This is a genomic window from Sphingorhabdus sp., assembly GCF_044357595.1.
GTDB lineage: Bacteria > Pseudomonadota > Alphaproteobacteria > Sphingomonadales > Sphingomonadaceae > Sphingorhabdus_B.
This window is the reverse complement of sequence record NZ_JBIKPH010000087.1, coordinates 1-10,272: the sequence shown is the minus strand read 5'-3', so window position 1 is coordinate 10,272 and position 10,272 is coordinate 1. Positions and strand designations below refer to the sequence as shown.

10 protein-coding genes are annotated in these 10,272 nt (G+C 53.8%); all 10 read right to left on the bottom strand.

Annotated features, from left to right (window positions below; translation table 11 throughout):
- A partial coding sequence (locus ACIQ2T_RS09245; protein WP_397590560.1) for a Zn-ribbon domain-containing OB-fold protein occupies window positions 1-191 on the bottom strand: 191 nt, incomplete at its 3' end.
- Between the two features lie 11 nt (window positions 192-202).
- The gene (locus ACIQ2T_RS09240; RefSeq protein ID WP_397590559.1) at window positions 203-1,372 is read right to left on the bottom strand and encodes a thiolase C-terminal domain-containing protein; all 1,170 of its coding nucleotides are present in this window, start codon (window positions 1,370-1,372) and stop codon (window positions 203-205) included.
- Between the two features lie 11 nt (window positions 1,373-1,383).
- The gene (locus ACIQ2T_RS09235; protein WP_300034023.1) at window positions 1,384-1,806 is read right to left on the bottom strand and encodes a hypothetical protein; all 423 of its coding nucleotides are present in this window, start codon (window positions 1,804-1,806) and stop codon (window positions 1,384-1,386) included.
- A complete protein-coding gene (locus ACIQ2T_RS09230) occupies window positions 1,806-2,249 on the bottom strand; it encodes a MaoC family dehydratase N-terminal domain-containing protein (protein ID WP_397590558.1) in 444 nt (147 codons plus the stop codon). Before ACIQ2T_RS09230 ends, ACIQ2T_RS09235 begins: the two co-directional genes overlap by 1 nt.
- A 448-nt stretch (window positions 2,250-2,697) precedes the next feature.
- Window positions 2,698-3,528 (bottom strand): SDR family oxidoreductase, encoded by an 831-nt coding sequence (locus ACIQ2T_RS09225; protein WP_397590557.1) that lies wholly within the window; start codon window positions 3,526-3,528, stop codon window positions 2,698-2,700.
- Between the two features lie 93 nt (window positions 3,529-3,621).
- Complete coding sequence (locus ACIQ2T_RS09220; RefSeq protein WP_397590556.1) at window positions 3,622-5,292, bottom strand: flavin-containing monooxygenase; 1,671 nt, start codon at window positions 5,290-5,292, stop codon at window positions 3,622-3,624.
- Between the two features lie 60 nt (window positions 5,293-5,352).
- Entirely contained in the window at window positions 5,353-6,501 is a 1,149-nt protein-coding gene (locus tag ACIQ2T_RS09215) for a CaiB/BaiF CoA transferase family protein (RefSeq protein WP_397590555.1), read from the bottom strand.
- Window positions 6,502-6,766: 265 nt separating this feature from the next.
- Complete coding sequence (locus ACIQ2T_RS09210; RefSeq protein ID WP_306064859.1) at window positions 6,767-7,471, bottom strand: TetR/AcrR family transcriptional regulator; 705 nt, start codon at window positions 7,469-7,471, stop codon at window positions 6,767-6,769.
- Complete coding sequence (locus ACIQ2T_RS09205) at window positions 7,468-9,099, bottom strand: long-chain-fatty-acid--CoA ligase (RefSeq protein ID WP_397590554.1); 1,632 nt, start codon at window positions 9,097-9,099, stop codon at window positions 7,468-7,470. The genes ACIQ2T_RS09210 and ACIQ2T_RS09205 overlap by 4 nt, the downstream gene beginning before the upstream one ends.
- Window positions 9,099-10,130 (bottom strand): phosphotransferase family protein, encoded by a 1,032-nt coding sequence (locus ACIQ2T_RS09200; RefSeq protein ID WP_397590553.1) that lies wholly within the window; start codon window positions 10,128-10,130, stop codon window positions 9,099-9,101. The genes ACIQ2T_RS09205 and ACIQ2T_RS09200 overlap by 1 nt, the downstream gene beginning before the upstream one ends.
- Window positions 10,131-10,272: the final 142 nt, after the last annotated feature.

Below are 10,272 nucleotides of genomic sequence, written 5' to 3'. Positions count from 1 at the left end.
GTTTCCACAGTGCCGCGCCCACTGGCTTCACGCCATTCAAGCTGTTCGGACATGCAGTTCGCGCAGATAACGCGCGGGTAGAATTGATGCGTGCCGCACGCCGTGCAGTATTGCAGCAATAGCTTATGATCGCGGCAGCCCTGCCAGAAAGGAGCGGATTCTAGTGTTGGGCGGGGGAGAAATTTGTCCATCTGGCCCGTCATCAGTGACGCTCCCTCGCAAGAATCACTGTGGTATGGCTGGACATGATGCCGCCCTGGCCATGCACAATTGCGACTTTGGCATCCTTGACTTGTCGCGCGCCCGCCGTGCCGCGAAGCTGGGTCACGGTTTCGGTGAGCGCAAACATTGATCCAGGGTTGCCTGGATGACAATGGGATAGAAGTCCGCCATGGGTGTTGACCGGTAGCATGCCACCAAGCTCGATATTACCATTTTCTACGAACGCTCCGCCTTCTCCCTTTTGACAAAAGCCTAGATCTTCAAGCTCCACCAGCACCGTGGGTGTGAAACAATCGTACAGTTGCGCGAAGTCCATGTCGCTCGGTCTAAGGCCCGCCATTGCATAAGCCCGCCGGCCTGATTCCACGGCGAAGGATGTGGTCAGGCTGTGTGCTTGGCTTATATGTTCATGGCCATGCCCTTCGCCCACACCCAGAATATACACGGGGTCATGAGGGAAATCAGCAGCTCTATCAGCTGAGGTCATGATAATCGCTGATCCACCATCCGACACCAGAGAACAGTCAAGTAGGTGCAAGGGGTCGGCAATCATACGCGAATTCATGACGTCGTCGATTGTGATAGGGGTGCGCATTTCGGCGGTCGGGTTGAGGCAGGCATGTTTGCGGCATGCAACGGCGATTGCGGCGAACTGTTCGGCGGTCGTGCCATATTTGTGCATATGGGCACGGGCAATGAGGGCGTAAAAAGCTGGGACCGTTGGGCCGAAGGGAATTTCAAACTGAGAATGGCCGGCCGACGACTGCATTTTCATAGCCTGGTCTCGCGTCAGGCCGCTACGCAAACTGTCGGCCATCGTGATCAGGACGGTGGTGCACATGCCGCTGACGATCGCAGCAGCTGCATGATGCAAGATCGAAAAGGTCGTGCTGCCGCCAGCACCCACGCTCATGCAATAGCGCGGGAATATTTGCATATACTCGGCCATTGCTTCGGCGTGATACATATACGGTTCGGCCATCGAATTGCAGGTGATCAGCCCATCGATCTGGTCCTTTGTGATATTGGCATCTGCCATAGCGCGCCGCGCCGCATCGATACATAAGCCGGTGGGGCTGAATTGGGGAAGCTTTCCCACCTGAGTATCCGCAGCCCCAACAATTGCGACTTTTCCCCGCAAGTTATCCATAGTTGTTCCGATCAGGCCTTGTCGAAGGCAACGACGGCAGTGCCCGGAACGATAACGTCGCCGGCTTCATTCTTGATGAAGACTTCCAGTGTTGCGGAACCCTTGTCATGATCCACCGAAAGCACACGCCCGCCTGAGGTGACTGTCTCGCCTATATATGCGGCTTTGCGGTTCGAATATTCAAGCTGTGTCATCTGGCCCGCGCCATCCAGCCATTCTATGACACATTGGGTTAGCCAGTCGCCAAGCATCGGCCCCGACATCACAATGCCCGGATAGCCCTCGACTTCAGTGGCGTAAGGCATATCGAAATGGATGCGATGGGCATTCCAAAGAGCAGCGCTGTACATAAAATTCTGGACGTTATCTGGAGCGTAAGCGCGACCGGGTAAGGCGTCGCCTGGCTTGAGGTTTGTTATTTCCGCTGTGTTCATTACCGCAAGAGCCGTGTTGTTTTTTCAGTGAGGACAAGTTCGCCAGCGGCCGTTTCTACGCGCATTAAAACTTCATAAAAAATGATCGGCCCCTGCGAGCCCGATTTTTCATAGATGTTGGTGAGGGTGCGGGTGGCAACCAGCACGTCCTCTGCCATGATAGGTCTGAAATAATCGATACTGAGGCCGCCTGCCATTGCTTTTTCAAGCGGAAATTTGGGTAGCAATTCATCGATTGAAACGCCGTCGGGGGTCAGCTTATCAAGTTCAACCATGTCCCAGAACAGAGCGAGATGAAACAAGGGTGGGGCTTCATCGCCATCCAGATATTCTTTTTTCTTCCAGCCCGTCGCAATTGAATATTTACGTATTTCGCGCCGAGAGGCAATTTCGGTCCGAGGTGCGGATGTTCGGCCAATGCAAGCAAGCAGATCATTACTCAACAGCCCATCCGTGCTTACGGCATTTTTTCTGTCTGGTTCAGACAAGGTTAACTGCTGTTGTGCTGTACTCATGTTACGTTACTTTTCAAAAATTTTCTGTCTGATTTCCATGGCTCGCTTATCTGAGATTCATGATTAAATCCACACTAGATATTAGCCCGATTCAGGCTAAGTTTGGTGCTCGCGCGCCCTGCTATGTTCGCCTTTGGGTGACATCGGATACTTTGAAGCAGCTTTCTGAGTAATCTGGTCTGGGTAGCGCTGGCAAGCCAGCGCGCGTCCCTGCTCCTAGGTCATTTAACAGCCGCAATCATGGCTTTGGTTTTCATTGTCCCCAGCACCTCCGAATGACTAGCCGAGGATATGCGGCGTGCTTAGGCAACATCCATGGGCATAGCACCAGGTGGCGCCTGGGGTGGTATATGGCCGGCCACTCTAGCGGCGGCCGTTAGCTGGCCTTTACGACGACTTCGCCGATCATCGGCTGATACTCGCTGAAGTTCGGCTTTGCAGACGTCGCGCCAATAGTGGCCCCGGCATCAGTGGTCAGCGTGTGACCAGTTGTGTAGCCCGATTCATCGCTTGCCAGCCACAGAGCAGCGTTTGCGACGTCTTCGGCTAGACCTGGCCGCCCGTGCAGTGGGGAAACTTCAGCCAATATTCGCTTGGCTTCTTCGATATTACCCGGATCGCCGGTCAGGACATTCGCAACCATTGGGGTCGCCATGCTTGCTGCGGCAATTGAATTCACGCGAATTCCAAAATGGCACAACTCAGCAGCGACGTTTTTGGTCATCCCAACGACAGCGTGCTTTCCTGCTGCATAAGCATGCGGCCCAAGTCCGCCCATTAAGCCAGCCGTGCTTGCCATGCTGATTATGCTACCGCGTTCCGCGGGCTTCATGACGCGTGCTGCGTGCTTCATGCCAAAAAACACGCCATTGATCAGCACTGCAAGCGAAGCCGCCCATTCATCGGCTGGGGTTGTATCAATCGGTCCCACTGCGCCGATAATGCCGGCATTATTGAACATAATATCCAGCTTACCGAACCGGCTGATGGCAAGATCCACAAGCGCCGCGACATGGTCTTCCTGCGTCACGTCGCAAACGGCAAAGGCAGCCATGTCGCCAAACTGTGCTGCAAAAGCTTCGCCCGGGCCGCGTTGTATATCGCCGATGACGACTTTGCAGCCTTCTGCAATAAATCGGCTCGCCGTTGCAGCACCGATACCCATTGCTCCGCCGGTGATGACCGCTACTTTATTTTCCAGCCGCATTTACCAATATCCTTTTTGCCATCCCCAGCCTCTTTAAGACGTGTGAATGTAGTTTTGTTAATGTGTCTTGTTGCATGCCCGATGCGAAGCCGCCTATGACAATTTTCTAAAGGTTAGTTGCGGAAAACCTTCGGCAGCTGATTGGTCCAAAGCATCATAATATGCATTGGCACCGCCGAAGTAAATCAAAACGCGCGCACCTTTATCGTCCCGATTGGCACCCATCATCCAAGAGTTAACCTTGTCTCCGTCTGCCATAAGCGTTTGCTCGTGAATATTACTGGTAGCGGCAGTCCATTCAGCTTCAGCTGCTTCTTGCGGCTCAAACACGTCTAACCCCTCGCGCTCCATCTTATCAATACAGCGCGAAATCCACATAGCGTTTTGCTCAATTGACGTCGGCAGGTTAGCAAATGGTGCCTGAGGCCCTGTGACCACGAACATGTTCGGGAAACCGGTGACGCATACCCCCATGATACTGCTCGATTGGACCTGCCACTTGTGACTGAGCGTTTGCCCGCTTACACCACGGATCGGAAATGCCTCCAGCGCGCCTGTGTAAGCCTTAAAGCCCGTCGCCAGCACGATGATGTCAAATTCAAATTCATTTTGGGTCGTGCGGACACCGGTCTCCGTAATCTCTGCCAGAGGTTCCTGATTTTTGATGTCGACCAGGCGCACATTGTCTCTGCTGAATGCTTCTAGATATCCATGATCGAGCGGGGGGCGCTTTGCGAACAGAGGATAATCATCGAAATTCGGTACAAGCAATTTGGCTAGCGCTGGGTCTTTTATGCGCGCTTTCATCTTTTTGCCAATGAAGTCGCCTGCCATCCGGTTAGCTTCAGGGGTAGCGAGAAGGTCGTCGAAGGTTTCAAAAACCCATCGAAAGCTGCCCGTCCAATTCTCTTCAAAAATACGCTCCCGTTCCTCGGCCGGCGTGTCGATTGCATTACGCCCCACAGGGCTGTCGAAGGCCATCCCGAAAACGTGGTTCCGGCACTTCGATATAATGGCATCGTAGTTGCTTTTTATTTCCTTTTCCCACTCGGGCGTCATCGACTTTTGCATTGCGGGTAAAATATAATTTGGCGTGCGTTGGAAGACCGTGACGCTGCCCGCGGTTTCGGCGACAATCGGCAGCATTTGAACCGTTGTTGCACCCGCGCCAATAATCCCCACCTTCTTGCCCGCGTAATCTAAACCTTCGGTAGGCCAGCGGGACGAATGAAAGATCGACCCCTTGAATTTATCCATACCGGTAATTTTTGGTATCATCGGCTCCGAGATCATCCCCATTCCGCTGATGAAATATTTGCATGTAAAGATACTGCCGTCGCCAGTTGTCACCTGCCAGTAACCGCGCCCCTCCATATATTGGGCGTCGACGATCTCTGTGTTAAGTTGAATATATGGCCACATGTCGCATTTGTCGGCGACGAACCGCATATAGTTCTGTGTCTCTTCCCGACCAGGATAACGCTTTGTCCAAGACCATTCTTGTAGCAGTTCTGGAGAGAAGGTCAGGCAGTAATAATAGCTTTCACTGTCGGTAGCTGCTCCCGGATAATGGTTCCAAGCCCAAGTGCCGCCAACATCCGAGGCCCGGTCGAACACGCGCACATTCAGATCCAATTTTCGCAGATAATGGATAAGGGCTAGTCCAGCAAAACCGGCTCCTATGACAATGGCGTCATAGTCCAGGGTTGGCAGGTCTGCACGATTTTTAGTCGCTACGCTTGCGTCGGCATTATCTGTTGTCATCACACTCTCCAATAATTCACCGGCACCTTTGTTGGTGCCGGTCATTGTCTCTCAATGTATCTAGCTTGTAGTTATCCACTCAGGGTCGTCCATTCCTAACTCAGCAAGAATATCCTCCCTATCGGCATCGCGCTGCCACATCTTGGGTAGAACGACCTTTGTTTCACCAAATCTAGGCGCTGGATGCGGTTGCATCCAGCCGCCCGACTCAACGTAGCTACCTCTGAGACTGTTGTGAATATGCTCTGGCGCCTCAGCCATTGTTATAACTTCGGTGTAACAACAGTCACGATGTTGCAGTAGGCCCGTCCAGGCCTCGCGAGGAGCCGAAGAAAAAATTTCGCTCAACCGTACCTTCATGGCAGGCCAACTCTCTTGGTCAAGCTGCGCAGCGAATAGCGGGTCGTCGCTCAGTTCCATCGCTTCAATAAAGCGTGCATAAAACTGCGCTTCAATGGCCCCGATGGCGATCAAGTTTCCATCTGCGCAGGCATAGCTAGAATAAAATGGTGCGCCGCCGTCGAGGAGGTTCTGGCCGGGCTCTTTTTCCCACATGGCATTGTGCTTTAGGGACCACATGCCAGCCATTAATGCCGCAGACCCTTCGGCCATGCTGCAATCAATTACACGCCCGTGGCCGCTCTGTCGTGCAGCCAATAGAGCCGATACAAACCCGAAGGCGAGCATCATGCCACCACCGCCATAGTCACCGATTAGGTTTAGCGGCGGCATTGGCGGCTTGCCATCTTGACCCAGCGCCGCGAGGCACCCGTTAATCGATATGTAATTGAGATCATGTCCAGCAGTATGGGAAAGGGGCCCTTCTTGTCCCCAACCAGTCATACGTCCATACACGAGAGCAGGGTTCCGCTGCATTAAAGTCTCAGGCCCCAATCCCAGACGTTCGGCTACCCCCGGCCTAAAACCCTCAATCAGACCGTCTGCTGTTTCGGCAAGCCGCGCTACGATTTCAATCGATTCAGGACGTTTTAAATCCAATGTGATCGAACGTCGTGACCGCAGCAGAACATCGCATTGCTGCTCCTCTACATTAGCCCCAGGCCGATCTATGCGAATTACCTCGGCACCATGATCTGCAAGCATCATGCCGCAAAACGGAGCAGGACCGATTCCAGCCAATTCTATTACCCGCACCCCATCAAGAACCGGCTGTTTCAAATGGCAGTCAATACTCTGGGCACCACTCATTTTACGTCCGTTCCTGCATCGCAGATATTAGGCGTTGTCCACGGACCGCGAGCAACCCCCGTTACCGCCACCGAACGGCGCGCCAAGAGCGTTAACATTAGCGAATCCAGGGCTTTTGCCAAGCCAACTCTCCCAGATTATCGGGTGCCGCCCACGACATTCCAACGTTTATTTGCTAGCGTCTAGCAAATGAAAAATCAAGCTTAAAAAATTGGTATTAAAGCATTGAAAGATATATATTTTTTAGAAAAAATTTCGAAGAAATCTAATCAATTGTAAATGTCTTCAAGGTCAATCGGCGAAACGCTTCAAACTGCTTGGGCAGGTCGACATTGCTAGGGGCGACAAGCCACTGGTAGATAGTCCCAAAAATAAAACTGCAGAAACCAAATGCGTAGCATTCTGCGTCTACCGCAGTATCGATTTCGCCGCTTGCAATACCTTCTTCGACCCAGTGCGCGACGTCGCTGCGATAGATTTCATGATATGCTGCAAGATGATCGCGTACATCGTTGTGCGTGCTGATCGACTCAAACCAGAGGATATACATAGCCTGCATGTATTTGGAGTGGCTCGACAGAAAATCTTCGACCGCGCACAACGCTGCTAGGCAAGCCTGAACGCCGCCGCGTGTTCCAACCTTGTTAGCCAGCTCCTGGGTCCAGCTTGTATTGAAGTGCAGAACAAGTTGACCGAACAGCGCATCCTTCGATCCGAAACGGCTAGATGCCAGCCCTCGAGAATAGCCGGCGCGTTCTCCGACGGCCTTCAGCGTCGTTGCATGTGTACCTTGTTCGACTATCAATTGCATGGCTGCATCGAACATCCGGGCATCAGATAGGGCCGTTCGTTCCGCTTGCGTGCGTCGACTGACGCGTGGCCTGACGCGTGTCTTGGGCAAAGCAGTTTGAACGACCTCCGTTACCTCGCGAAGGGAAGCCTTGCCCTTCATCATGGGTAGCGCGCTCATCGAGTGTCCTCAATCTTCTCAAACATAGACTTGCCGGTCGCAAATGCCTCGCGCAGCGCCTGCTTGTCAATCTTGCCAACACTGGTCAGTGGTAGGCTATCAACATGTGCCCAATATTCAGGGATCCAGAAGCGTGCAACTCGATCCTGTAAGGCGCGTCGTAGGCCCACAAAATCGGGCCTTTCGCCATCTAGTGTCGTAACAATTGCCAATGGCCGCTCTTCCCAACGCCGGTCGGGTACTGCGATTACTGCGGCTAGGTTAATACCGGGAAGGCTCGAAATGTGATTTTCGAGTTCCGCCGAAGGTATCCACTCGCCGCCTGATTTTATCAAATCTTTTAACCGGTCTGTTACCTGCACATATCCGCGTTCATCAATCGTTCCAGCATCGCCAGTGTCCAGCCATCCGTCGTCGGTTAACACGCCACTCGAGCCAACGCCGTGATAGCCCCGCGCAATCCATGCACCGCGCAGTTGCAAGCGCCCGATGGTTTTGCCATCTTCGCTGAGACGCTTGCCATCGTCGTCGACCAAACGCACACGAACGCCTGCGACAGGACGTCCGCTTTTGGCTCGCAAGCGACGCGCCTCTTCGTCCGATGCGTCGGCAGCGGGGTGAGACAGAACGCAAAGTGGGCTAGTTTCCGTCATTCCCCAACCTTGGATAAGCGGCACGTTCCAGCTTCGCTCAACCTCGGCGATGAGGCCTTCGGAAACTGCCGAGCCTCCCACCACGATGACGCGAAAGCTTTGCATATCGACCGGGTCCTTGGCATCTATGCGGAGCAGGTCGTTTAAGATGGTTGGCACGGTGGCGGTAAAGGTAGGCGCTGTTCCGCGGATCATTCGGCGGATCGCTTCAGGCTGCAGATTAGGGCCCGGCAGGACGAAATCTGCACCCGCGAGCCAGCCTGAATAAGGCAACCCCCAAGCATTGGCATGGAACATAGGCGGCAGCAGTAAAATTTTATCGCTGTTACCTAACGCAAAGGCGTTTGTGGCCATCGATGCCAGGCTATGTAGGTATATCGTACGATGCGAATACACGACCCCCTTCGGATTGCCTGTTGTTCCGGATGTATAACAGGTAGCGGCGGCTGCGGTCTCTTCAATATCGGGAAATTCAACAATCGGCTCATGGTCAGCGATAAAGTCTTCATAAAGCGTCCATGGCTTTTCAAGTCCCGCGAGCCGGGTTGCATTGCCGGTAACGAGGATGTGTTTAAGCGCGTCGAGCGAATTGATTTGGGGTAGGAGGCCGGCAAGCAAATCGCCGTCGGCAATTAGAAAAGCATCACCGGCATCGGCCATGATGTAACGGACCTGATCAGGATGCAGCCGCAGGTTTAGCGTATGGAGCACAGCACCCATCGCCGGCACCGCAAGATACGCTTCGAAATGGGCGAAATCATTCCAGCTTAACGTTGCAACACGCGTATTTTTGTGCACGCCCGCCGACCGCAACGCCGTAGCAAGACGACGGGCGCGATTGGCTGTTTCGGCATAGCTTCGCCACGTCATCTGCTCGCCGTCGAATAGGCCTATGCGGCTTGAAGCATGAATGCGCTCGCCGTGGGCAAAAATTGCAGCGGTGCCGAGCGGCTCGTGCATCATGGTGGCGTCCATCAAGCGATACCTTTTATCTGTGCAATGCGTTGGGCTGCATCGAGTAATGCCGGCACATCCTGCTCAAGGCCACGTTCATAAGGTCCGTCTACTTGACCATTGCGAAACAAAACATAGGCGCCCTCGACGATGACGGCGAGACGCCATAGTGCAAAAGCTTGAAAGTACGAAAGATGTGCGATTGAGAGCCCTGTTGAGCTTGCCCAGCGCTGCGCCAATTCACCACCGCCAATCACTCCCTTAACATTGGACACGCGCTGCACAAATGCGAAGCCGAGTGGAAGACTTTCATCGCGATTCCACATTGCCGTGACGAGCCCGACGTCGACCAGTGGATCGGCCAACGTTGCCATTTCCCAGTCGAGTATTGCCCTGACTTTTGGTTCGATCGGGTCCATCAACACATTGTCGAGGTGGTAGTCGCAGTGGACGATCCGTACCGCCTCGGGTTCTGGAACGTTTTCGGCGAGCCAAGTTCCGAGCACTTCGACCAGCGGTAGATCGCGGACTTTGCTGGCTAAGCGCACCGAACGCCACCGTTCGATCTGGCGAGCGACAAAATTCCGCGCCTTCTTTACATCGCCAAGGCCTTCAGGAACTGGCGTAATTGCGTGTACTTTGGCGAGGGCATCTATCAGTGCGATGCCGACAGCATCGATAGTTGCGATGCTGTTCGAATAAGCGGGGGGCAAAGTGTCGGTAATCGCTGTTCCCGGCACGAAGCGCGTGAGAGAAAATGGGGCGCCCAATATTTCCACATCGTCGCAATATAATATGGGTTCGGCAACCGGCGCATTGCCCGCGATGACCGAGATGAAGCGAAATTCGCGCGAAATACCGGCGCCGGCAAGATCAGATACCGTATTGGTAGGCGGGTGACGAAGCACCAATGGACCGCTCGCGGTTTCGACAAGGCTGGTCACATTGGCGTTGCCGCCCGTCAACTTACGAGCGATTCGTACTTCGGTAAATCCGGCATTCCCCTCCAGCCAGCGGCAAAACCGCTCGGCCGGATCGCTTACAGTCGGCACAGCAGTCCACCATCGTTGGAGATTGTTGAACCAGTCATATAAGGCGATCCTGCCACCCACCAGACGACATTAGCCAGTTCGTCGGCAGTGCCTTCGCGACCAAGTGGAATACTCTCCACGAGTTTTGCTTTGGCACGAGGCG

Coding starts and splice junctions, on each gene's coding strand:
- ACIQ2T_RS09205 (WP_397590554.1), bottom strand. CDS start 9,099: ATGGACGCCACCATGATGCACGAGCCGCTCGGCACCGCTGCAATTTTT.
- ACIQ2T_RS09225 (WP_397590557.1), bottom strand. CDS start 3,528: ATGCGGCTGGAAAATAAAGTAGCGGTCATCACCGGCGGAGCAATGGGT.
- ACIQ2T_RS09220 (WP_397590556.1), bottom strand. CDS start 5,292: ATGACAACAGATAATGCCGACGCAAGCGTAGCGACTAAAAATCGTGCA.
- ACIQ2T_RS09235 (WP_300034023.1), bottom strand. CDS start 1,806: ATGAACACAGCGGAAATAACAAACCTCAAGCCAGGCGACGCCTTACCC.
- ACIQ2T_RS09215 (WP_397590555.1), bottom strand. CDS start 6,501: ATGAGTGGTGCCCAGAGTATTGACTGCCATTTGAAACAGCCGGTTCTT.
- ACIQ2T_RS09210 (WP_306064859.1), bottom strand. CDS start 7,471: ATGAGCGCGCTACCCATGATGAAGGGCAAGGCTTCCCTTCGCGAGGTA.
- ACIQ2T_RS09240 (WP_397590559.1), bottom strand. CDS start 1,372: ATGGATAACTTGCGGGGAAAAGTCGCAATTGTTGGGGCTGCGGATACT.